Origin of the sequence: Oceanobacillus sp. Castelsardo (assembly GCF_001659985.1) — a bacterium.
Classification (GTDB): Bacteria; Bacillota; Bacilli; order Bacillales; family Amphibacillaceae; genus Oceanobacillus.
Genome location: NZ_LYCS01000001.1, coordinates 216,556 through 241,700 on the forward strand (window position 1 = coordinate 216,556; position 25,145 = coordinate 241,700).

The 25,145-nt window shown below is 36.4% G+C and carries 22 protein-coding genes; 4 read left to right on the forward strand and 18 right to left on the reverse strand.

The genetic code is table 11. The features are described from left to right. Positions 1 to 41 precede the first annotated feature (41 nt). The 12 genes from A9178_RS01160 to A9178_RS01225 all read right to left on the reverse strand — a co-directional run bounded on the left by A9178_RS01160 (position 42) and on the right by A9178_RS01225 (position 12,606). Positions 42 to 1,751 (reverse strand): thiamine pyrophosphate-requiring protein, encoded by a 1,710-nt coding sequence (locus A9178_RS01160; RefSeq protein WP_068672088.1) that lies wholly within the window; start codon positions 1,749 to 1,751, stop codon positions 42 to 44. A 139-nt stretch (positions 1,752 to 1,890) separates the two neighbouring features. Then, on the reverse strand, positions 1,891 to 2,505 hold the full coding sequence (locus A9178_RS01165) for a Crp/Fnr family transcriptional regulator (protein ID WP_068672089.1): 615 nt from the start codon (positions 2,503 to 2,505) through the stop codon (positions 1,891 to 1,893). A gap of 23 nt (positions 2,506 to 2,528) precedes the next feature. Next, complete coding sequence (locus A9178_RS01170) at positions 2,529 to 3,176, reverse strand: Crp/Fnr family transcriptional regulator (RefSeq protein ID WP_068672090.1); 648 nt, start codon at positions 3,174 to 3,176, stop codon at positions 2,529 to 2,531. Between the two features lie 227 nt (positions 3,177 to 3,403). After that, a complete protein-coding gene (locus A9178_RS01175; protein ID WP_068672091.1) occupies positions 3,404 to 4,690 on the reverse strand; it encodes a TRAP transporter large permease in 1,287 nt (428 codons plus the stop codon). Next, positions 4,687 to 5,172, reverse strand: a complete 486-nt coding sequence (locus tag A9178_RS01180; RefSeq protein ID WP_068672092.1) for a TRAP transporter small permease — start codon at positions 5,170 to 5,172, stop codon at positions 4,687 to 4,689. Before A9178_RS01180 ends, A9178_RS01175 begins: the two co-directional genes overlap by 4 nt. A gap of 200 nt (positions 5,173 to 5,372) precedes the next feature. Next, positions 5,373 to 6,398, reverse strand: a complete 1,026-nt coding sequence (locus A9178_RS01185) for a TRAP transporter substrate-binding protein (protein WP_068672093.1) — start codon at positions 6,396 to 6,398, stop codon at positions 5,373 to 5,375. A 62-nt stretch (positions 6,399 to 6,460) separates the two neighbouring features. Further along, complete coding sequence (locus A9178_RS01190; protein WP_068672662.1) at positions 6,461 to 7,210, reverse strand: IclR family transcriptional regulator; 750 nt, start codon at positions 7,208 to 7,210, stop codon at positions 6,461 to 6,463. Between the two features lie 246 nt (positions 7,211 to 7,456). Beyond that, complete coding sequence (locus tag A9178_RS01195; RefSeq protein ID WP_068672094.1) at positions 7,457 to 8,677, reverse strand: MFS transporter; 1,221 nt, start codon at positions 8,675 to 8,677, stop codon at positions 7,457 to 7,459. A gap of 1,076 nt (positions 8,678 to 9,753) precedes the next feature. Then, positions 9,754 to 10,191: an STM3941 family protein gene (locus A9178_RS01210; protein ID WP_082918043.1), complete on the reverse strand. Its 438-nt coding sequence runs from the start codon at positions 10,189 to 10,191 to the stop codon at positions 9,754 to 9,756. A gap of 298 nt (positions 10,192 to 10,489) precedes the next feature. Further along, positions 10,490 to 11,161, reverse strand: coding sequence for an LrgB family protein (locus tag A9178_RS01215; RefSeq protein WP_068672097.1), 672 nt, complete (start codon positions 11,159 to 11,161; stop codon positions 10,490 to 10,492). After that, positions 11,161 to 11,532, reverse strand: coding sequence for a CidA/LrgA family protein (locus A9178_RS01220; protein ID WP_369801928.1), 372 nt, complete (start codon positions 11,530 to 11,532; stop codon positions 11,161 to 11,163). The genes A9178_RS01215 and A9178_RS01220 overlap by 1 nt, the downstream gene beginning before the upstream one ends. A gap of 192 nt (positions 11,533 to 11,724) precedes the next feature. Continuing rightward, the gene (locus A9178_RS01225; RefSeq protein WP_068672664.1) at positions 11,725 to 12,606 is read right to left on the reverse strand and encodes a LysR family transcriptional regulator; all 882 of its coding nucleotides are present in this window, start codon (positions 12,604 to 12,606) and stop codon (positions 11,725 to 11,727) included. 289 nt (positions 12,607 to 12,895) lie between these two features. Between A9178_RS01225 and A9178_RS01230 the strand changes: the two genes are divergently transcribed. Further along, positions 12,896 to 13,849: an NADP-dependent oxidoreductase gene (locus A9178_RS01230; protein WP_068672098.1), complete on the forward strand. Its 954-nt coding sequence runs from the start codon at positions 12,896 to 12,898 to the stop codon at positions 13,847 to 13,849. 71 nt (positions 13,850 to 13,920) lie between these two features. Here the strand turns inward: A9178_RS01230 and A9178_RS01235 are convergent, their stop codons facing one another. The 5 genes from A9178_RS01235 to aspD form a co-directional block, all read right to left on the reverse strand. After that, complete coding sequence (locus A9178_RS01235; RefSeq protein ID WP_068672099.1) at positions 13,921 to 15,816, reverse strand: ABC transporter permease; 1,896 nt, start codon at positions 15,814 to 15,816, stop codon at positions 13,921 to 13,923. Continuing rightward, positions 15,791 to 16,555: an ABC transporter ATP-binding protein gene (locus A9178_RS01240; RefSeq protein ID WP_068672100.1), complete on the reverse strand. Its 765-nt coding sequence runs from the start codon at positions 16,553 to 16,555 to the stop codon at positions 15,791 to 15,793. The genes A9178_RS01235 and A9178_RS01240 overlap by 26 nt, the downstream gene beginning before the upstream one ends. An 84-nt stretch (positions 16,556 to 16,639) precedes the next feature. Next, positions 16,640 to 17,641, reverse strand: a complete 1,002-nt coding sequence (locus A9178_RS01245; RefSeq protein ID WP_068672101.1) for a sensor histidine kinase — start codon at positions 17,639 to 17,641, stop codon at positions 16,640 to 16,642. Further along, positions 17,638 to 18,342 carry a response regulator transcription factor gene (locus tag A9178_RS01250; protein ID WP_068672102.1) on the reverse strand — a complete coding sequence of 235 codons (705 nt, stop codon included), beginning with the start codon at positions 18,340 to 18,342 and terminating at the stop codon, positions 17,638 to 17,640. The genes A9178_RS01245 and A9178_RS01250 overlap by 4 nt, the downstream gene beginning before the upstream one ends. Positions 18,343 to 18,466: 124 nt before the next feature. Then, the gene (gene aspD / locus A9178_RS01255) at positions 18,467 to 20,083 is read right to left on the reverse strand and encodes an aspartate 4-decarboxylase (protein ID WP_068672103.1); all 1,617 of its coding nucleotides are present in this window, start codon (positions 20,081 to 20,083) and stop codon (positions 18,467 to 18,469) included. A 289-nt stretch (positions 20,084 to 20,372) separates the two neighbouring features. On the opposite strand from aspD, the gene A9178_RS01260 reads away from it, so the two are divergent. Then, complete coding sequence (locus A9178_RS01260) at positions 20,373 to 22,157, forward strand: cation:proton antiporter (RefSeq protein WP_156520668.1); 1,785 nt, start codon at positions 20,373 to 20,375, stop codon at positions 22,155 to 22,157. A 210-nt stretch (positions 22,158 to 22,367) separates the two neighbouring features. Continuing rightward, positions 22,368 to 23,195 carry a dihydrodipicolinate synthase family protein gene (locus A9178_RS01265; protein ID WP_068672666.1) on the forward strand — a complete coding sequence of 276 codons (828 nt, stop codon included), beginning with the start codon at positions 22,368 to 22,370 and terminating at the stop codon, positions 23,193 to 23,195. Between the two features lie 110 nt (positions 23,196 to 23,305). On the opposite strand, the gene A9178_RS01270 is transcribed toward A9178_RS01265, so the two are convergent. Further along, positions 23,306 to 24,358: a homocysteine S-methyltransferase family protein gene (locus tag A9178_RS01270; RefSeq protein ID WP_068672104.1), complete on the reverse strand. Its 1,053-nt coding sequence runs from the start codon at positions 24,356 to 24,358 to the stop codon at positions 23,306 to 23,308. Positions 24,359 to 24,627: 269 nt separating this feature from the next. Between A9178_RS01270 and A9178_RS01275 the strand changes: the two genes are divergently transcribed. After that, positions 24,628 to 25,131, forward strand: a complete 504-nt coding sequence (locus tag A9178_RS01275; protein WP_082918046.1) for a MarR family winged helix-turn-helix transcriptional regulator — start codon at positions 24,628 to 24,630, stop codon at positions 25,129 to 25,131. Positions 25,132 to 25,145 lie beyond the last annotated feature (14 nt).

The following is a 25,145-nucleotide window of genomic DNA, read 5'->3' on the forward strand; positions in this document are numbered from 1 at the left end:
TTTCGCGAAAAAAATCTCCCCTTTCAAGGTTAGGATAATACCTATACTTTTGGAATTCTTACATCTAATACAGCAGAACGACCATTCTTTACGTGTTCCATTGCTGTTCTTAGCGCATCTTTTACATTATTTGGGTCTTCTACTGTTACAGCATGGGCATTTCCAGTAGCTTCAGCAACTTTTGCAAGTTCGCTATTGGGGCTGAAGTTCACCCAAAATTGATTGGCATTTTTGGCAATACCCTCAGGATGAACACCTAAGGTTGAATGTTTCGGAGCGTTCCAGCCACGATTATTGTAGATGACCGTCAGAAATGGTGCATCATATTGTTCTGCCATCGTATGTACGACAGAAGGAACGCTAAATAAATAAGAACCATCTCCGGTCAGACTGATTACCGTTTTATCTGGATGGGCAAGTTTCATTCCAAGTGCTGCTCCTCCGTTCCATCCTAAAGAGCCAGCCCCACTGCTGAAGTAAGATCCAGTTTCACTTGCACGAATATGATTCGTTACCACACCATAATTTGTAATTGCTTCATTCAAGACTATTGTATTTTCATCTACAAATTCCCTTACACATGCGGTGAGGTATTCTGGTGTAATAATATTTTCTTGGGGCTTTTCTGCTTCTCGTATCACTTTTTTCATTTTTTCATGATACAAACTAATTTTATATCGTCTAGTGGAAACAGCAGAGTTATCGATGCTTGATTGATCTACTAATTTATTAATCTGATTTAATACAATTTCTGAATCTGCACGAAAAAAACGTTTTGAAGGAATATACCATAACGGCATATCTTCTTTTAGCGGATCTGCATCAACATAATAAATCGTTGCATCTTTAGGTGGTTTATTTTTTGTTGGAATAAAAGGAACATCACTATCAATAGCTAGAACCAAATCAGCCTCTTCTAAAATAGGATGTTGTTTATCTTCATTCCATTGAAAACCACAATGCATCGGATTATTTGCAGGGAAATTCATCATTTGTGGCACAGATTCCAGCACTGGTATAGCTAATTTTTCACATAACTTAATTAATTCCTTTACTGCTGCTTCCTTTTTTCCTAAATAAGAAGTGACTACGATTGGATTCTTTGCTCCTAATAAGTCGGATACTAGAGAATGTACCTCTTCTTCCGGCAACGCACTCCCTATAATCGGCTCCCACAGGCTCGTATCAATTTCTACTCGTTCCGTTTCCTCCTCCATTACTTCACGTGGTCCCATTAAATATACCGGTCCTTGTGGTTCGCTTTTTGCAATCTGAAATGAACGATGAACTAGTTGTTTCACATTTTTACCTGTACGGATTTCATTATCATATTTAGAGTATCCTCTCATGATACCGCGCTGATCATTAACGTCTTGATACCAATGGATAAATTCATTCCTACTCCCTAACAATTCCCCCTCCTGCGTGTACGGAGATGCACCTGCAAAGACAAGCATTGGAATTTTTGCTTTAAATGCATTATGTATAGCTCCTCCTAAATTTTGTGTCCCGCATTCCACATGAACAATAACCGCCTGTGGTTCCCCTGTCACTTGCGCATATCCATGTGCTGCACTCATTGCTACAAATTCATGTGGGCTGATAATAACTTTTGGTAAATCTTTGTTCTTTAGTGATGCATCGGTCAAACTTTCAATAATTGCAGGATGGTCGCTTCCGAAGTTCGCAAAAATATAAGAAACACCAGCTTCTTGAAGCGCTTCCAGAAATGCTGTACTTGTGGTATACATTTAAATTTCTCCTTTCAGGTCTACTATTTACTCCATTTTAGTACACGGCAAGAAGGAGGTTTGTTAAGCAATAAACATTTCCCATTTTTTATTGTAATTTCCCAACATTTCTTAATAGATCAAAGTGGAATGATAAAAGTCAAGAAGGGATTGATTGAATTTTCTCCCTCATCTTTTCCGCATTTTTTAAAATGAATGTTTGATTTGTAATCTCGATAATTCCTTCTTTTTTCCACTCTTTTAACACAGACCATATGGATACTCGAGATTTTCCTATATAGTTTGCAACAGACTTTTGCGTCAAATGAATGGTATTGTCTCCTTTTTTTTCTCTTAGATTTAATAAGAAGTGCGCTAACTGTACATCAACTGGAGAGTTTAAAATCATATTGATATCTACGAGCATCCGCATCTTTTTAATGATGGAATGTACAAATTGTTCAGAGACTTCAGGGTGTTCATATGTCATCCGTTCAAAGTGATCTTTAGAGAAAAAATATAATGTGGAATCCGTTACTAATGCGGCTGTTGTAAAAGAGGCGTTCCCATCAAGCGTTTGTTCACCTATAAGGAAACCCGGGAAGACAAAATCGATAATGCGTTCATACCCATCATCTCGTAACAAACTAATCATCGCTTTCCCATGTAGTAAGTAATAAAAACCATTTGTGATATCTCCTTGTCTGAACAATACTGCATTTTTCTTTAACTTCTTCACTTGTGCATATTGAGAGTAATCAGACCAATCGAACAAATTGCTATTCACCTCACAACTACTTAAATTTCATGTGCATCGAACTTTATAGCAGCAATTTCTTTTAATGCCCCTATGTTGTGAATAATGATGCTTCTTTTATCCAGTGATGCAACACGACCATTCCACTTTTTGAAAATATGATAGATTGTGTTTCGATTTAAATTTGTATAATAACAAAGTTCTTGTTGTGTAAATGGAAACTGGTCACTGATGAATTTTTCTTTTAAGATTATTAGAGTTCGAGCCAATAAGATTTCAGAAGGTAATGAATCGGATAAAACATTATTTGATAATATTTTTAGTTTTTCTATTAGACTTTGATAAAACAATTTTCTAAAGTTTTCATCCTCTTTCAAGACTGACTGTATACGTTCTATAGAAAAAACATAAACGATGCTATCAGTTATAGCGGTTGCAGTTGAAAAATAGGATCCTCCGTCTACCACTTGTTCACCAAAAGGATTTTCACTACAAACGATATCAATAATCTGTTGTTTTCCTGTATAAATAGTAGATGAAATTTTAATGAGACCACTTCTTATATAATAAAAACCTTGGAAACCATCCTGTTTTTCCTCATAAATGATAGATTTCCGTCTATAAAAACGTCTTTCCCCGTATTTGAGATAAGGTGTCCATTTACTATTCTCTATAATAACCCCGGTCATAAATGATCCTCCCTCATATAGGTTCACTTTACTATTAAATACGAGAATTCCCTTCGATTTTCCTCTACTTAATGAAATTTTAATTACTTATTTTCGAAAACGAAGAGCCGTCATGTAGATGAGCCAAGCCACCCATCTCTCCACACGGCTTTATACTCTATTGAAGAGGACCAAAATGAAATTACATAAAAGCTAGTTCTAGTAGTATATAATGAACTCCACATTTTTTAATCGGAGTAAAGACTTGGTATCCATAAAACGACATCCTCCCAATAAGTCAGTATCATTAGCATAATAATGGTTACTACCAAAAATGGCATAATAGCTCTTACTAAATTTTCCATACTCACCTTTGCTACCGAAGAAACAATGAACAACCCAGTACCCACTGGAGGTGTAAGTAATCCAATAGTCAAGTTAATCGTAATGATCACTCCAAAATGAACGGGATCAATTTGATAGGTTGCTAGAAGTGGCATGAGAACAGGAACTAATATAATTAATGCAGCAATCCCATCCAACACCGTACCTAACAAAAGTAATAAAATATTCACTAATAAAAGAAATACTATCGGACTTTCCGATAAGCCTAACATTGCATTAGCAAGGGCTTGAGGAATTTGTTCGTATGCAATGATAAATCCAAAGACGTTTGCTGTTACAATTAGGAACGTAATTGTTGCTGTATTTACCACCGTACTTATGAAAATTTGTGGTAGGTTGTTCACCTTCAATTGTTTATATGAAAAACCGATAATTACCGCAATAATACATGCAACTGCTGCTGACTCCGTTGGCGTGAAGATTCCACTTAAAATACCAAAAATTATGGCAAAAGGTATTAACAGCGCTGGAACGACCGCTACAAAATTCTTAATGACTTCATTCAAAGTAGCCCGTTCACTCTTAGGAAAATTATGTTTTTTGCTCATATAGCCGATAAGAATGATGAATCCTATTCCTATCATTATCCCCGGAATAATCCCGGCCATAAACAAATCACCAATGGATGCACCAGTAAGCGTTCCGTAAATAATGAAAAGCATACTCGGCGGAATAACTGGAGCTACAACGGAAGATGCCAATGTCAATGCGGAGGAAAAATTACGATCATATCCTTCTCTTTCCATCTCCGGTACCATTACCTTACTCATCATGGCAGCTTGAGCATTAGCAGATCCCAATATAGATGCGAGAAACATATTAGCAACAATAGAAACATATGCTAGACCACCTCGATAATGGCCAATCAGCACTTTAGCAAACGAAACTAATCGGGTTGTAATCCCACCGGAATTCATCAATTCCCCTGCTAACATAAAAAGTGGTATCGCAAGTAAGCCAGAGTTGTCCATTCCAGAAAACATTTTTTGAGGAACGGACGCCATCAAAGTAATGTCACCAGTTATCAATAAATAGGAAATCCCCGTAATTGCCAAAACAAGCGCTATCGGAATCCCCACTAGTAATTGGACAATAAATATGATGAGTGTTAAAACGATTCCTAACGTCATACGGATCCCCCACCTTGTCTATCAGCTTTAAAATAGTCAATTAATTGGTCTAATAAGTGGATAAAAGCAAAAGTCAACCCAACTGGGACAGATAAATATGGAATCCACATTGGAATACGCATGGAACTTGACTTTATATCGGATAAAGAGAATACCCATTCATAACTGAGGTAGAGGAGAATTCCTAAAAATACCAAAATGATGATATGCGTTACAATGCTCATTATTCTTTTATTCTTTTCAGACAAGCGATTAACTAAAAACGTAATAGAAGCTTGAGAACGGTATTTTAAACCCAAACTTCCTCCTAAAAACGTTAACCATGCTAACATAAAAATGCTCGCTTCATTTGCCCAAAATATAGGATCTTTTAGAAAATATCTATAGATGACAGCAAAAAATAAAATCAAAGTGATTGCCGCAATCAGTACGACAGAAATAGCTTTTTCTATAGACTCAATAAAATCACTCACTTTTTTCATAAAAAGACCTCCTTTGCAAGGATAAATCAGGAGAGGCAATTACAATAATTGCCTCTCAAATTTTAACTTTTACATGTTTTATCTACGCGGCGTTACTAAAACTCCCACCTCTACAGGCGGGAGATAAGTGCCGCCAAGCTTCGAAATAAGGGCGACTAAGTTTCGGATGGAGTTAACACTCCACCTGAAACAAGTCTTCTTTATTCGCTGAAAGTGTTTATAAATTCTTCAATAAGAGGGTCTTTTCCTTTATACTTCTCATTAAACTCTTCCACATAGGAATCAAACAATGCTGCGTCGATATCGTATAGTTCCATTCCACGTTCTGTTAGAGTATCCATAAATTCCTCTTCCTGTGAAGCTCGTTTCATCGTAGCAAATTCTGAAGCAGCAGCCATTGATTCTTCTACAATTTTCTGATCTTCTTCTGACATTCCATCATAAAGATCCTTGTTAATAATCATGACAGAAGGCCATACCATATGGTTTGTCATAGCGCCATATCCAGTTACTTCATTAAAGTTAGATGTTACAGCAGCATCTAAGTCCATTTCCATCCCATCGATGACTCCAGTTTGTGCTGATTGGTAAACATCTGGAAGAGAAATAGATTCAGGGTTTACACCTAGTAAACGATACCAATCCTCTAAAGCAGGACTTGGTGTTACCCTTAATGTCAATCCTTCCATATCCTCAGGCGTTTCAATTTTCTCACGGAACATCATGGTTCGATGTCCAGAGAAAAAGTAATCCATCGCCTTTAATCCTTGATCATCAAGTGTTGCCAAGATTTTTTTTGCTACTTCTGTGTCACTTGCTTCTAATGCATCTTCATAGGAAGCAAATAGAAATGGAGTAAACCATGCACTAAAGGCATCTGATCTTGAAGTTAAGTAAGCATTCGTAATAAATCCAAAATCTAATGAACCCGTCTCCAATTGTTGAACCATGTCGGCGTCACTTCCCAATTGGCCGCCTGGGTAAATTTCCATTGTCATCCGCCCATCAGAACGTTCTTCTAACTCCTCAGATAATTTTACTGCAGCATCATTCCAAATATGGTCAGGTGGGGCAATATGACCTAACTTGAATTCATACGTTTCTCCACCTGCTGAATCATTTTTCGAATCAGTAGCTTCCCCCCCTGTTTCTGTCCCTCCGCAAGCAGCAAGAAGTAAACTGCCGAGCAAAAGAACAAACATCAATAGAATTCCATTTTTTTTCATTGTTTTGTCCCCCTTCAATAAAGTTTTTTCTATTTTAACTATGACAATAGTTAAAAATATCGTTACATTACTTCGATATATCCTAATTCACGAGAAACAGCTTTACCTGTATTTACAATGCTCGTAACCATTTGTTTAATATTCACGCTCTTCATATAACTAATTGGTCCTACCAAATTTACTGATGCTATTGTTTCGCCAGAATAGGATTGAATTGGCGCCGCTATTGCATAAGTGCTCGTGTCGTTTTCATTATCACTAATAGAGTATCCTTGCTTTCTAACAGTTGCCAATTCTCTTTTCAGTTCATTTACTTCAGTAATGGTATTCGGCCCCTGTTTGGAAAGCCCACTAGAAATGGTTTCTTGTAAATATTTTCGGTTAAATGCTAAAAGAACTTTTCCAGTACTTGTACTATATGCTGGTTTTCTATCTCCTAAAAACGTCGGCACAAAATCAGCTTCCATTGAGGAAACTCTTAGTACAAAGACGACATCACCTTTATCATACATTCCAATATGTGCTGTTCCTCTGAATTGCTCTGTCAACCCTTTTACTAGCGGCAATGCCTTGTTGTAAATGTCATGTTGAAACATTACCCCATTATTCCAGTCAATGATTTTCCAACCAAGTCTATATCTCCGAGCCCCATCTCGTATCAAGACACCTTCATTACATAACGTTTTTATGATATGATGTGTTGTGCTTCTACTCAAATTCAGTTTTTCAGCTATCTCAGCATTTCCAAGAACAGGTTCATCAATAGTGAAACAACTTAAAATATCAATAGCTCTTTTGACCGATCCAATCAACATAAATTCCCTCCCCCTTTAGTTGGTTCATTAACATTTTGTTAAGGTAACTAGGCCTATGTGACGACAATCACCTCCAGAGAGCAACATATATCAAACGCTTACATTTCATAATTATCTAAATATTCTTCAATTAATATACCCTAGATACTATGTCTTGGCAAACATCAAATTTAAAATAGTGAAACTTCATAATAATAAAATAGGAAATCAAGACTATCATACTGGTAAAACTGTTTCATTAAGTTAAGATTGTTCAGGTTCTTTAGTTAGTTTTTTAACGAAAGAGAGGGAAATAATCGACATAATCATCAAAAACATGACAAATATCCAGCCGAATGAAAAGGAATCAGTCCAATCGACAATGGATCCAAAAATAGGTGGGAAAAGGATAGCACCCCATGAGCCAAAAGTAATGCTAACACCAGTTGCTATTCCTGACGATGATTTTTGAACCATTTCGGTTGTAGCATTCATCCAGACACCATTAAACCCCGAAGTACCTAAACCAAAGATAAACACAACAATAGCTACAACATAGAAAGAAGTGCCCACAGGTAATAAGGAAGTGATAACTGATTGGATAGCTACTAAAATCGAAATGAGTAATAATACTACCACTCTTTTCCCTGCAAAAAACCTATCGCTAATGATCCCCCAGCACAGTCTACCTAATGAGCCCCCAACCTCCGCTACGCCTAACAATACTCCGGATAAAACGAGGCTTATCTCCAAACGTTCGTGAGCGAACAAAACGATAAACGTATTGAGTATCATTTGCGATCCACTTAAAAGCATGGCACTAAATGTCACAAGCATGAGTCCCTTATTGCGTAGTAGACTTAGTATGTTTGCTGATTTTCCTTTTCCAGAAGATGGATAGGTGTGTTGTTCTGGTTCATGATATACCAAATAAATAATTAGCCCGATAATTAACAAACTTAATGAAGCTACTAACACAGCGATTTGCCAACCTAGATGACTAGCTAAAGGTAATAGAAGGAGTGCAGCAGATGCAGAGCCTAACGTTACCCCCATTTGCTTGAAACCCATTGCAGTTCCTCTTTCATTCGCTTTAAACCAATAGACTATACCTCGATTAGTCGTTGGATGGGACGCTCCATAGGCAATGCCAGAAATGACAATCATCATCATAATGAGTACAAAAGAAGACGCAAAAGACATTACAAAGAAGCTACCACTTAAAATCAACGTGATATACAATATCATTCTACGTGAACCAACTTTGTCTGTCAGCATACCGGCCGGCATCGACACTAACGATTGCCCTAAAAATAATGCCGCTGGAAACATTCCAATTTCAGCCATCGTCAATTGCAAATCTTCCCCTATTACTATCCCTAAAGGTGCAATACTTCTAGCCACAAATGCGATAAAAAGTTGAATTAAAAATAAATAGACTAGCATTTTCCAAGGCTTATGCTTTTTATTCGAATATTTAACCATTTAATCATCACTTTCTCTTAATGACTAGTATTTAAAAATCACCTTATAACATAACATTTTATTTTTGAATCTGAATCTATTAGATTTCACATAGTGAATCAATTTGAATTTCCTTAAAATTATTTTTGGATAACATACCGTCCATAAGAGATGGACAGAAGGATACAGAAAAAAGCCAAGATACGACTTAAATCGTATCTTGACTATAATATCATTACTGCTAATTTCATTAATATCACAACAGCAACAGGGATAGTATTGATACATGGCTTTTGTTATTAGGCGAATTCGTCTCTACTATTGAAATAAACTCGCCAATCAAACTGAAACATCTAATTTTATCGCAGCGTCCTTCATCTGTTCAATCAGACGCTTGCGTAACTCCTCCTCAATGGGGGCGTTGCGACTTTTTAGGAAACGGACCATAAAGAACCCGTCTTTGGCAAGCATGCTCAAGATCAATTCATGCTGCAATCCTGAATTTCCCTCGGATTTTATCTCAATAAGGGAAAAATGCTCCTCAAGCAACAGGATATCACTATATATCCTTAGCTTCTACCTTAATATTTACATAGTAGCTTGATATATTATTCGGATTAGTGCCGTTTTCACCTTGTTCATTTACACAGATATACATATGCTTTCGGGTATAGGTAAACGTTGCCTCCTCCTCATTCATATTCAATATTTCAAGGTGGAGAATTTCCGATGTAATATTGTAAATTTGAAAATTCATCATCAAGGTAAAGTGATTTATAAAAGAAATATCGCGATGGTTCGGATGAAACATATTCGTCAATTCTTCTATATACTTATCCTTATACATCGTTTCCAATTTGTGCACTAGTTCTGTAATGGTTTGCTCATTGATTTTCGGTTTTCTTTAAAAAAACATCTGATCCGTTATACCTCCAGTCAATATTAAAAGATTAGCCCATCTATAGACAGGCTAGTTCTTTTTTGAAATTTAGGAATAAATTTCTAGAAAAAGTTTAGCGCATTAAGTCAAAATTCCTCCTTCATCGCAGTTTGCCAACGTTCATCAATGGCATTTACAAGTTCATCCACAGAACAAGCTAAATTATTAACGGGGATGTTGACTTGTGTTGGAAGTTTAATCGATTAAACCATTTCTTCACTCCGCTTGACCGTTTAATGATCAATTCACGATCATAAGTAAAAATGCCAAGATACACTTGACCTGAAAAATTTAGAAAGTCAATCGCTTCTATTTCCTCCCATCTGATAAGACCCGCTTTGATATAGCTCGACTGATCTATAATCCCTTCTTGCGTAACAATTACAGCCGGCTCCCAATTGATGAGTAATTTAACATAATAAAGAAAACAAAGTCCGAACACCACAATAATAAGAATCCCTATCACTGTGGGCCATGTTGGTTCATTAAACGGAACGACTAAAATCAACATGCCTAACGCAACAAAAACGAGACAAAAAACAGCCAGCATGACCATCCTGCCTTTTTTTGCCATTACAATAAAATCATCATTCATTTCATTACCTCCCAAGCCCTTAAGACTTACATCATTTAATTTACCAGCTTTTGGATTAAAATAAATCCTCTAAAAAACCCAAGAAGGAGTGGCTGTTTTTATTTCTAACACGTAATAAAATATTCACATTTCACTCAAATATGACCAAACGGTAACTTTTATGAAAAAAAGATCAGCCCCTCCACCCTGCTTAAATGTTAGCACGGTAGAGAACTGATCCCGAGTATAGATCGTTGATATTTATTTTGTTTACTCAATTGAAGTTAGCAATTATTCTAAAATACCATAAGCTAACTTCCTAGATAAAGAGAATGAACAAGGTGCCCCAACCCAGCGTAATCATAGCTGCAAAAATCATCGCAATAGAAGAAAATACTTCTTCCTGTTTTCCATATTCCATCGCTTTATTAGTACCGACACCATGTGCCCCCATTCCTAATGCTAAACCCTTTGCAATCGGTGTTTTAATAGATAGCCATCTAAGAACACTTGGACCTACAACTCCACCCATAACACCTGTTATAATAACAAAAACCGTCGTTAACGTCGGTAAACCGCCAATTTCCTTTGATACCTCTATGGCTATAGGAGTGGTAATTGATCTGGGAAGAATCGAAATTAAAAAATCAGAATTCAAATGAAATAATTTTGATAATAAATAGGTTGAAAAAATCGCTACAAGCGTTCCGGTCGTAATGCTAATTAGAATGGTACCTATATATTTTTTAATAATCGAGAAGTGTTTATATATAGGTACAGCAAAAGCAATTGTAGCAGGACCGAGCAGGTGTGTTAGCCATTTCGTATCCTCTAAATACTGATTGGCAGATACATGCATGATGCTAGTCAACACGATTAATAATATTGGGGCTAGTAATAACGGGTGAAAAACAGGAACTGCTATTTTGCCATAAACCTTTTTAGAAAATAAATAAAGAAAATACGTTAAAATAGTAAATACAATCATCATCAATGCCGTTCACTTCGTTTCCTTACCGATATTCTTTCTGCAGTTATAGCAGTCATCCCCATAACAATCATTGTGCTAATGGCGATTAAGATGACAATTTCAAATCCTTGTATACTTATAATTTGTTCATAATTGACAATCCCTACAGCAGAAGGGATAAAGAATAATAACAGCTCCGCCATTAACCACTTGGCACCTTGTTCCACCCACTCTAGTTTAATTATGTTACAGTAGAGAGCTAAAAACAATAAGAACAGTCCAAACATAGAAGCGGGGATTGGCAATGGGAAAATATGTTTAAGTGCCATTCCTAAAAAAAGAAAAACATGTAAAAAACACACTTGTAAAATAACGATTCCTAATTTCAACATGGATGACAGCCTTCCTTTCGCAGGTAGGAAAGCATAAAAATCTTTCCCGTCTGCATAAGTACAACTATGGCATTCGCCCAACCTAAAGCGAACCCCAAGTTTTCTAATAAGTTCATGTAAACTAAGAATCATATTACTCCCATATATCCCATTTGTGAAATACATATCTAGAATATCTTTCATAACTTTTAGTTATAATGGTTCCTTCAAAATAAAATCAATGAATGCTCTTCCTGCATTGGAAATATAGCGGCCCTTCTTGGTAATAACAGCCAATTTCCACATGATAGTTGGTTTAAGACTAATTATTTTAATATCCTTAGCGTATAGGCGATTACAAATCGACTGAGGCAAAATAGTCACCCCTAGATTGGCCTCAACCATCTCAGACATTAAGTCCCACTGAGTACTTTTAAAGAGAATTTTGGGTTCGTAACCAGCCTTTATCAAGAAGTGGTTGCGAATAATTTCATTTAAAGCAAATTCCTCATGATAAAAAATAAATTCTTCATTCCTTAAATCCTTTATGTGCACTTCCTTTTTTAATGCAAGTGGATGATCCTTATGGACGACCAACTTCATTTCCTCTTTCACTATTGGGTAAACATGGAACACTTGTTCATCTAAAGGCTGTACCGCTACCCCAAGCTCTATTTCCCCTTCTTCAACACTTTTGACCACTCTAGCACCGCCATATTCAGTGATATCTAGTTTGATATTAGGATAAGTATGATGAAATTTGGCCAATACCTTTGGAAAAAATAAACTTCCGATAAAGGGTGGAAGCCCAATGTTAATCTGTCCTCTAGAAAGATTTGTTAAATCACTTATCGACTGATACATTTCATCCAATACGTTCGTCATTTTCATGGCGTATTTTAATAAAACTTCTCCTGCATCTGTTAATTCAATGGCTTTATTCGTACGGATCATTAATGGTGTACCTAGCTCATCTTCTAAAGCAATCATAGACTTGCTTAAAGCAGGCTGGGAAATATGCATTTCTTCTGAAGCTTTCGTTATATTTTTGTGCTTGGCTACCTCAATAAAATATACTAATTGTCTTAATTCCAACATAAACACCTCTCAAAAATACTAAAACAAATTCGGGCATAGCCATCACATTACACCTTTATAGTATTTAGACGGCTTATCGTACGTCTATTTTACAACAAATGGCAATGCTTCACTATAAATGATGCGGCACAGTGTGTTAATTTAGGGAGAAAGCAACACAATAACCTTAAGTCAAAATAAAAGCAATTAAGCAAATGGCATATTATAATAGCATTTAGGAAATAATAACTTCTTGCTAGAGATTAAAAATAGAAAAAAGTATTTTAATGAAATAAGGGTGATAAACATGAAAGCAATTGTCATTGACCAGTATGGTGGGAAAGAACAATTAAAGGAAAGAGAATTAGAAAAGCCATCCCCTGGAGATAATCAGGTTGTTGTTAAATTACATGCTACATCGATTAACCCAATCGACTGGAAACTTCGAGAAGGTTATTTAAAATCAAGTCTTCCTTTTGACTTTCCCATTATCTTAGGTTGGGATGCCGCAGGAGTGGTAGACGAAGTAGGGAAAAATATAACGGAGTTCAAAGTAGGAGATAGAGTATTTGCTCGACCGGAAACAACAAACAGAGGAACGTATGCTGAATACACCGTTGTCGATTCTCATCTGCTTGCTAGGATTCCCGATAATGTAAGTTTTGAAGATGCAGCCTGCGTACCACTTGCAGGATTAACTGCATGGCAATGTTTATTCGACTTTGGCCAAGTAAAAAGTGGAGATAAAGTGCTTATTCATGCTGGTGCGGGCGGTGTAGGTTCATTTGCTATTCAATTTGCCAAAAATGTTGGTGCCTATGTTGTAACAACAGCAGGTACACATAATGTTGAATTTTTAAAATCCCTTGGTGCAGATGAAGTAATTGATTACAAAAAAGAAGATTTTGAAACGGTCTTAAGGGACTTTGACTTTGTTCTAGATTCCCTTGGCGGAGAGAATCAAGTGAAAAGTTTTACCGTCCTAAAAAATGGTGGAAAATTAGCATCTATTGTTTCCGAACCTAGTAAAGAAAAGGCTAATCAGAAAAACATTAAATCTGGTCTAGTTTGGCTCAATCCAAATGGTAAACAATTAGCAGAGATTGCTGAACTTTTAGAGCAAGGCAAAGTAAAAGTTATCATAGGACACCAGTTTCCTTTTTCTGCTAAGGGCATAACGGAAGCACATGTTCTAAGTGAAACTCATCATGCTAAAGGAAAAATTGTTATTCAAATTGAAAATGGAGATAAAGATAGTTAAATTAAAAGCACCTACAAACATTGTTATATCAATGTTTTGCAGGTGCTTTTTAAATTTCTAAACTCACTTTATTAGTAGATCGCCTTATTCACTTGTTTTACATAGAAAAATCGGACAATGAAGAAATAAATAAGTTGAATAAAGGCAAAACCACCTAATACGATTGATGCTTCTATCGTTAAATTGTAATTAAATAAATGGGATAGAGCTGTAAGTGCAACAGCACCATGAACTAATGCAACAACAATTGGTGAGAAAAACAACAGGGCAATTTGTCGGTTCACTACTTTCTTCAACTCAGACTGTGTCAAACCAATTTTGGCAATAGAACGGAACTTGCGCTTTTCTTCATCTAAATCGGTAAATAATCGGAAATAAAGAAAGCTTCCTGCAGAGACGAAGAACACAATACCAATAAACAAACCAATGAATAATATTGGTCCATACGCTTTATTAATTTGAAAAAGCGTATAATCAACAGAAAATGCTTTATGCGTCACTTGTTCATCTAGCTTTTTACCTGCTTCAATTAATTGATCTGTATTCATATCTTTCGTTTTCCATACAACACTCAAATTAGTGTTTACTGGTGAACCAAGCTGTCCGTAGACTTTATCATTTACAACATAGTACCCATTTAGTTCCGGTAATACCTCAGATTCTACGACGGTGCTCGGTTGGATTTCTTTTCCGTTAGCTAATTCGACGTTAGACTTCATCAAAGCTTCACTTGCTTTAGGACCTTCAGGTAGGAGTGCATCGCTCTGTTCCACTACAATTGCATCCTTATCGTTTGGATTAAGCTTTTTATCACCGGTTAATGTGGCAAAACGATTATAATCAGAGGCTCTCGCAATCAACACTCCGTTATCCCGTACGGATGAGTCAAAATAACTCAATTCTACCTGTTCCATTTTCGCATCAATGTTTTCTTCATTTAAAATAGCATTGACTGTACGAATGTCGCTTTCGATAGTATCCTTGCTATCATCTGCCCACGGGGAATACGTAATATCATACGGATTAACGTCTTTAATTCCTTTTGTAAGGTAGGATTGAAATCCATATAATGTGCCAATTGCACTAAAGGCAACCGTTGATATAATGGCTACCATGAAAAACGTTCTTGCGTTATCTTTCATCCGAAAAGATAAATCCGAGAACAGCAGCATATTTGTTTTCCGCCAAAAGAAAGATTTATTATTTTTCAATCGACGGATCATATAGACACTTAATTGTGTAAATAACAGATATGTTCCAAGTGTTACAACAACAATAACTGGTATCATAGCATAAACGACTAAAACACCCTTAACAATGAGCGCAGTTGCATAACCAGCAATAAGTAGGATTGCTGCAAAAACAGATAGAATAACAGAAGCTTTCGGTTCTTTTTTCGGCTGTTTATCCCCTTTAATTAAATCGATAAGTTTATTCGTACGAAGAATAAACGAAACAAAAAGCGATATACAAAAAAATAGAAATATAAAGCTAATAAACGTTACAACAATGGCAAGTGTAGGAAAATAAAAATCAAGTGACTCACTGATAATTAACACATTTTCCGCAATTAATAGAATAGCTTTGGCAAATACTAAGCCCATCAGGATTCCGCCGATAGTAGCCATTAATCCAATTAAAATATTTTCTAGAAATACCATCAGACGAATTTGCCTATCAGAGGCCCCAAGCATCATTAATAGGCCAAATTCCTTCTTTCTCGATTGTAAAAAAGAACTCATCGAATAAAGGACAAAAAAGAAGGAAAATACATAGATAATTCCTCCAGCAACCCCCATACCAAATAAAGCATTCTGATTGATGGAACCACTTGAAAACGCCGGATGGAACGCAAAAATAGCAAAGGTGAAGAATACCATCACCGTAAACATGCTACTTAGAAAATATGCAATGTACAATCGTTTGTTTCGTAACACATTATTAAACGCGAACTGACGAAAAGTCATTGCCATCGCCTCCCATCAACGAGAGCATGTCAATTATTTTCTGAAAGAATGCTTGTCTACTCTCTCCTCGATGAATTTCGGAATGGAGCTTACCATCACGGATAAAAATAACTCGATCGGAATAACTTGCCGCTTGTGGATCATGGGTTACCATTAATAAGCTCATTTTTTCCTTTTCATTGATGGACACAAGCATTTTCATAACATCCTTTGATGCTTTCGAATCTAGGTTCCCAGTTGGCTCATCAGCTAACAGTAATCTAGGCTCATGAATCATTGCCCTTGCAATGGCTACTCGTTGTGCTTGGCCTCCAGATATTTCGTACGTACGCTTGTTCATAATGGATGCAATCCCAAGGTATTCTGCAATTTTATGTGCCTTTTCCTTCATTTCTTTAACATGTGTACCCTCTAATGTAAGAGGTAGTACTATATTTTCTTCGACAGTCAATGTATGGAGTAAATTAAAATCCTGAAAGATAAATCCTAGTTCATTTCTACGGAATTTGGCTAAATCATTTTTCTTAAGCCTATGTGGATTGGTTCCTTCGATTTCAACTTCCCCAGTAGACGGTGCATCGTTTGTGGAAATAAGATTTAGTAATGTCGTTTTCCCACTACCAGACGGACCCATAATAGCGACAAATTCGCCTTTTTCTATTTCTAAATTGATATCAGTAAGGGCACGATAAGCTACTTTCCCTTCGTAAACCTTACTTACATTTGTTAGTTTCAGCATAATTATTCTCCTCTTCTAAATGCTTCTATATTAAGTATAGCCTAGGAGTTATACGGTAAACCATCGATTATGCTTTCATGAATCTTACATTTCTGTAAGGTTTTGTGTCTTTGAAAAAACAATTCGTACGGTCGTCCCTACACCAACCGTGGATTCCAGTTCAATGGAGTGCTCTAGCCTTTCAGCAACTTCTTTTACTAAATAAAGCCCCATACCTGTTGATTCCCGATTTTTTCGCCCGTTTTCCCCAGTAAAAAATTTATGGAACACACGCTTTTGATCCACAACCGGGATACCAATACCAAAATCTTTAACTTCAATTACTGCTTCCCCTGCACGTTCATAAACAGACAGGGAAAGTTGTTTGGTTTTTCCAGTAGAATATTTAACAGCATTATGTATCAGTTGCGTCAATAGAAAGAAAAGCCACTTCTCATCGGTTGCCACTTTTATTTCTGCCTTTTCTTCCTTCAATTGTGGATACACTTCATTACGAATGTAAAAGCGTTTGTTTTCTTGATTCACTTCATGTATTAATTTGGATAGGAGGACTGGCTTAATATGAAAATCTTCTGTAATTGTACGAAGTCTTGCCATATAAAGCACGGTATTCAACCCATTACGCATCCGCTCCGTTTCCTCCCGAATGCTAGACGATTCTGGTTCATCTAATGTTTGTGCCGTTAGTTCAATCACAGAAAGGGGTGTCTTCATTTGATGTACCCATCGATCCATAAATAACAAATGCTCATCCTGTCTGTCTTCTGCCTTTTGAAGCTCCTCTTGATATAAACGGTACTGAGTGACAAGTAACTGATTAAGCGCTTCTGATATTGGTGCTTGTTCGGTAGTCTCAAGAGATTGATCCAGTGATTCTATTGGATTCTGTAACCTTTGATAGAATTTTTTTCTACTAATATAGCGGTAGGCAAGAAATGTAGTTAAGAATACGAGGGATAAAAAAACAGCATAAATACTGACACTTACCCCCCTATAACCATCTAACAAAAACAGTATCGGTACCATGATAGCCTGGATAAGATGCATCACAATGAGTAAAAAATGCTCACGAATAAATAAGCTCATGCTTTCTCCTCTTCCCATGTAATACGTAGACGGTATCCTGCTCCTCTAACGGTTTCTATAGCATCATTCATTCCTAATTCTTGAAACTTTTTCCGAACGCGAGCAATATTAACATTCAGCGTATTTTCATCAACATATGCTTGATCATCCCAAAGCTTCGCCAATAAATCTTGCCGACCAGCAACACGAGGATAGCGTTCCAACAGACTTTCAATAATATCAGTTTCATTCTTTGTTAATGATGCGACTTTATTTCTAAATTGAATTTCAAGTCGTTCCGGATATAACGTTAAGTCCCCTTGGATAATTACCCTCTCTTTATAGTTTGTCGCATATTCCCCGTATGCGCGTCGCATTTGACTTCGTATTTTCGCCATGACAATATCGGGATGAAAAGGCTTCGTAATAAAATCATCTCCACCATTTTCGATTGCCATTACTTGGTCCATCTCTCCTGTACGAGCAGAAATAAATATAACGGGGCAAATAGACTCTTTCCGAATTTGCCTACACCAATAATATCCGTCATAACTAGGTAAATTAATATCTAGTAAAAGAAGATTTGGTTCAACATCACGGAATGTAGCCATTATATTTTCAAAGTCTTTAGCAATTATCACTTCATATCCGTACTTTTCTATATACATACTTAGGTATTCTGCAATTTTCATATCATCTTCAACAATCATGATTTTTTCCATGTATGAATTACTCCTATTTCAATAAATTAAGTTAAATTTAACATAACAAGTTCATTTCATGCTATATTGGCTCTAGCATAATAAAAAAGGGATAAGAGTTGAATTCCTATCCCTTCTTTACATATTACCCTTTTCCTTTTTTCCATTCTTTTACATAATCATCTAGTACATTTTTAAGTTCTTGGCCTATATGTGAATAGGCGTCATCATTTAGATTGGCAAGAGATACACGAATGGACCATTCTGGTGCTAAAAACCCTTCCCCACTTAGTAATACAATCGATGACTTTTCGGCTAGTCGGTATAAAATATCAATCGGTTTATAATTCTTTTTTAAGTAATCCGTGAATCCTTCTTCATATTGATGATTGCACCAAATTTCCAAGTCAATTTCTGTATAATAATCCGCGTTATTTGGTAAAGGTTTCCTCGGTAATCCTAGACCTTCATATAATAAATTCATTCGCCGTTCTAGAATGTCATTTGTTTTATCTTTGTACTTATTATTCGAATCAAGCAAGGAAAAAATAGAAAACAATGCCATTTGTACTTGCTGCGGGGTGGATAGACCGGCTGTATGGTTCATCGCAACATCTCTACTATCTGCTACCATGCGATCTATAAATTTAAGGGTTTTCGGATTTCTTGTAAGAGAAGCATACCGTTTATTTAGAACGTCTATCTCTTCGTCGGGTAATTCTTTGATTAATTTATCAAAGACATTCGTTTGGTTTATAGCGATTGTACCTAAACGCCAACCCGTCACACCAAAATATTTGGAAAATGAATACACACCAATCGTATTAAAAGGTAAATCTACCATTAAAGAACGAAAGCCTTCCACAAAGGTGCCGTACACATCATCGGAAATAATCATAAGATCTGGATTATCTTGTTTGACGATTCGTATAATTTGTTCGACAGATTCCTTTTTAATTGAAACAGATGGTGGATTACTCGGATTAGCTAGGAAAAGTGCTTTAATATCTTTATCCTTTAACTTTTCTAATTCCTCATCTGGGTATTGCCATGTATGTTGTCCTTCATCATCTATATCCATTGCCTCTATTTTAACAAGTTCATAATCATTGTTAGGTAGTTCCGGAATCTCAATATATGGTGGAAAAATAGGAACCATCACCGCTATTTTAGACCCTTTTGGTAGTAAATGATTTTTGTATAACGTTCCAAAAATATAGCACATCGCCGCTGTTGCCCCTTCCACCGCGAATAAATCAAATGGACCGCACGATCTATCCCCACCACCTAACTCTTTAAATAAAAAATCATACACAACTTGTTCCGTTCTTACAAGCATTCGGTCTGGATTAGGATAGTTATCACCAATAATTCCATCTACTAGTTCATAAACCCATGAATCAGGTTCAAATTGTTTCGTTGTAATTCCGTAGTCAATGATTTCCTTTAGTAATTGTATTCCTGGAACCTGCTGATTTCCCTTCACATATGTATAGAACCGTTCTGCAATACCAACACGATTTGGCATGCCGGCCAAATCACCATCATTCCAAACTCTTCTTGATTCGGTAATCGCAAATTGTCCTAATGCAAAGAACGCTTCTCGAGGTGTTGCTGCAATCCAGTTCGGATTACCGCGACCTGCATCTAACATCGTTCTCGTTATTCTCTTTTTTCCTTTAGCGAGATCAATAAGTTTGTCTTTTAATTCAAACGGACTTATTTTTTCTAACTGACTACTTTCCTTTTTTAGTTTATCCATAAAAATCCTCCTAAACAAGCTTCATAACCAAAGTATTCCACTATTTCACGTGGAATATGATTGGATAACAACTGTTTTGGAAAGGATAAGGGCGCTATGGCTATGTGGATAAAAAAAGTTAAGCGAGGTTAAACTATACGGATGCCAAAGATAGAGTTAAACTGACTGTTAGTTGAACGAATCGGGCTTTTACTGGCTGCCCGTCCCCCACTTACAATTGTTAGATTCTCCTCAATTTCTTGAAATGGGGTCTTACAGCCAGTTAACCTGCGATAAAAGTTAGAGGGTGATGAGCATACAAGAATATGCATTAATTGCAATTGTAATCATAATTGTACTTGGTATTTTCTCACAATGGTTAGCATGGAAGATACAATGGCCTTCCATCGTTATTATGTCTATTGCCGGCCTATTGATAGGACCCGTCCTGGGACTTTTTAATCCTAAGGATGCACTAGGAGCTTTATACAGCCCTATTATTTCTCTCGCGGTTGCTGTTATTTTATTCGAGGGTAGCACAAGTTTAGATATCCGTGAATTAAAAGGCATCTCCAAATCAGTATTTAGAGTAGTCACGTTAGGAGCTTTTCTTGCTTGGATTGGAGGATCATTAACAGCGCATTATGTTGCTAATCTAAGTTTAGAAATTTCCTTCATTATTGGTGGGCTATTTGTGGTAACAGGGCCGACCGTGATTATTCCGCTACTTAGACAGGCAAAGTTAAAACCGAGAACAGCTGCAGTATTGAAATGGGAAGGTATTGTCGTTGATCCAATCGGGCCACTTCTAGCATTATTGGCATACGAAATAATTAAAATTACAACGAACTACTCCTTTCATATTATAGATTTAGCTCCATTCTTTTTGGCGGCTATCGTAGCGATCTTGCTTGGAATTGGAATTGGCTTACTCATTAGTGTTCTTGTTGATAAGGGATTATTTCCTGAATATCTAAAAACGCCAATTATTTTATCCTTTGTATTTATTTGTTTTACTTTAGCGGAAGTAGTGATGCATGAGACGGGAATGCTTGCTGTTACTGCAATGGGAATTACTCTAGGAAGAACAAAAAAATATGTGCGTTCGATTGGAAGCATTGGACATTTTGTGGAAAATGTATCCGTATTATTAACGTCCACTATTTTCATTCTTTTAACCTCTTCTTTAACAAGAGAAACAATATTAGAAGTTTTTAGCTGGCCGATTATTAGTTTTGTACTAGTTATGCTTTTTCTTGTCCGGCCTCTTTCCATATTTATTTCAACCATTGGAACAGAGCTAACCATGCAAGAAAAAACACTTATCGGGTGGATTGCACCAAGAGGAATCGTTGCTTTAACCGTCTCAGGATATTTTGCCGAATTATTAGTTGATGATGGGTATGCAGATGCTTCAATATTAACCGCATTAACATTTGCACTTGTGTTCATTACCGTTTGTGTACATGGCTTTTCACTTGGCCCCATTGCAAAAAAACTAAACCTTGCGAATACCGAACCACCAGGAATATTAATTGTTGGTGCGAGTAGTTTTGCTATTGCATTTGCAGACCAATTAAACAAAATGGGTACGCCAGTATTGATCAGTGATACATCGAACGATCGTTTATATCAAGCTAAAAAACTAGGTATTACCACCTTTCATGGAGAGATTTTAACAGAACATTCCGGGTATGATCTTGACTTGACTCCATATGAAAAAATCATGGCGATGACAGGAGATGCGGCATATAACGCTCTCGTATGCCAATCATTTGTTCCTGAATTTGGTTATAACCATACATTTGCTCTGGTCTCCAATAATGAAGATAGTAATGTACCAGTTTCCCTTCATTCCCATATTCTCTTTGGGGAGAATGATGTTTTTAGGGAATTGAACCGAAAAGTGAACATTGGATTTACGATTCAAGCTATGAATATCCCCCAAAAAGGTAGTATGAAAAAGAATGAACTAAAACTAAATGGAACACCATTATGTATACGAAGAAAAAGTGGAGAGATTGATTTAATAACCCTTAGGGAAAAAATAAACTTAGAAGAAGATGATCAACTTATCGCATTAATTGCCCCTTAATACACATAAAAAGAAGATAGGATTACATCCCCTATCTTCTTTTTATGTGCCTAGCAAACCTCTGCCCTAAGAAGGATTATCGCTTTGTATTCTTGAATAGATTAATTAATAGTATGTTTTCGGGCATTCCGAGAGAAGTTTTCGAATATGGGTGTAAAGGAACGAAAGAATAACGTGTTTCTATATAAAAAGGATAAAGGGGATATCACCATGTTGAATGAAAAAATTCATGTTGCCGTGCCAACAGCTTTTTATGAAGATGAATCATTAAATATTCAGGGGACAATTAGCCATATAAAAGACTTGTATAAACAAGGAGTAAAATCTGTTCTTGTTTCGGGAACTACCGGAGAACAGCATAGTTTAAACCTCCATGAGAAAATGGACTTAATAAACGGTTTAGAAATAGAAGAAGAACTTATTTGTAATATGGAAATTATATTTGGTGTGGCTTCAATTAGACAGAAAGAAGCTGAACAACTGGCTAAAAAGATTCGTAATACAAGGTTATCTGGTATTATGCTTGGGTACCCACCATATATTAGACCGACTCAAGAAGAAGCATTCATATATGCCAAGAGGATTATACATTATAGCAATAAACCTACCATTTTATATAATAATCCAAAAAGAACTGGATTTGATTTATCAGCAGAAAGTATTATTCAATTAACTAAGATGAACCTAGTGGTTGGAATAAAAGATGCTGGCAATAAAGAAAAAGTGGATAGCATAAAAAATGGGATGCCAAGAGGTAATTTTTATTTTTATGCTGGTGGAGAAGAAGATTTAGAGGAAAAAGTATTATATGGATATGATCGTCTCTCTTCCATTGCTGGGAATGTTTACCCAACGGAAATAAGTCAATGGTTTCAAAAAATGCTTATGAAGCAAAAAATTAGTAAACAAGAAAGCGACAAAATAGAAACTATTATGGAATTAGTCTATCAAGGAAATGCTATTTTGAATGTAAAAGAAATCATTAATCATAAGGGGGTTCCAATGGGGATTTGTAGAAGTCCAATAGGAAATGGTTAATTCTAAGCGTTGCTACACCCCAGGATCCTTGGGGGGAGTAAGGATTCATGAAGCCAGTCCCTCACTTCTCTATCACTTTAGTGAAGTGAGGGACTAAGTTTGCCTAATACTTATGCTTTTGTACGGTAGTTAAGATTATGATTTTTTAATGTTTTATCTGTCCCGAATAAGAAGTGCTTCTCCATATCTGGTGAATATTTAGAGTTAACTGTTTGGTTCCCTGTCGCCTCTGCTACTGCCCTTAACATAGCAGGTGATGCTCCGCAACAAAGGCCAATATAATTAATACCAATATTTTGTGCTTCTTTCGCCCAAGCCGCTAATTCATACCGATTATGATATAGAGGATCTAACGATGTTGGGAAAGTTGTTTCAGTCGGTAGCGAACAACTGCATCCTCCATCAGGTAAGTTAAAGAATGTCGGGTGTTCTTCTGACGTTCGATAAGGAATTGGTAATCCACCAACAAAACCTTCTACCTCTTCCCGAATTCTCTTTAGGAATGGTTGCATTGTGTCTGGACCACGGAAACAGTTCATTCCAACCACTAACGCACCTTTTTCCGAAAGAATTTTACAAGATTCTTCTACTGTATAACCATCGCGCAATATATTTTCACCCATCAGCCCTAATGTAACAACTGCCGGCAAGTCTTGTTTTTGAATTTCTTCTAACGCAATAACAGCCTCTTCGTGGTAATAAAGGGTTTCAGCATTTATAAAATCTACTCCTTCTTCTTTACACCATTTGACCATCTCCGCAAACATACTTCTTACTTTTTCCTTAGATTCAGGATCTTCAGGATCAAAGATATTTGTATTCGAAATGTTACCTGCCACTAATGCTTCCTCTATCGGATGTTCTTTTGCTACTTCCTTTGCCAAGCGTATCGCACTTCGGTTTAATGGCTCAAGTAAATGTTCTTTACCTATAATTCTCATTTTTTCACGGTGAGCATTATAGGTAAAAGCTAAAACAACATCTGAACCCGCATTCATATAATCCCGATATGTTTGTTTTAAAACCTCAGGGTGTTCCAAAGCTACTTCAGGTACAAAAGATCCCGCTTGTAAATATCCTCTACGTTCTAATTCAAATAAATACCCTTCTCCTACAATGACAGTACCTTCTTTTAACCTTTGTTCTAAACTTCTTTTTCTCATTATCATTTACCCCTCTCCCATTTGATTTAAGGTTAGTTTATCATCAGAAATTGATATAGCATAATACTTAAGGTCTATTGTTCGCCATAGCTTTAAGCTATAACAAAGATTCTTACTTAGTTATGGGGTTTTATGGAAACTACTGATAACTCTATATTCAGTTTCCGGTGAATCTAACACTTTTGCTCTTGACAATTGGGTTAAGGTAAAATAATATATATCGTATACGATGTATCGTACACGATGAATCGATTCGGAGGTGAGATATTATGGATCTAGCTGAGTTTCTTGGAGAGTCTATTGATTTTATCCATCGCTACACGATGAAAAGCCTTCAGAAACAAGCGGAGGAACATGGAGTTACCATTCCCCAAGTAAGGGTACTCGGTGAAGTTTATGCTCATAAAACTGTTAGTATTAAGCAACTCTCGCAAAACCTAAAAATGACGCAAAGTACTGTTTCAGACATTGTCGATAGACTTGTTTCCAAAGGTTTTCTCGTCAAAAATTCTAATCCTAAGGACAAGAGATTAGTAGATATTTCATTGTCTAATAGGCTTGCGGAGGATATTCATGAGAGTATATCGAAGTTGACGAATCAGTCATTAATCGATGTATTAAAACTCTTAAATCCTAATGAACAGGAGATTGTGGAGAAAGGAATGCACTTATTGGTCTCGGCTGTGAAGGATAAAATGATAGAAGAAGGAATGGAAAATCGTGAATTCCTAGACATTTTGTACTTTCCTGAGAAAGATCAACATAGAAAATAAGCATTTTAATTGAA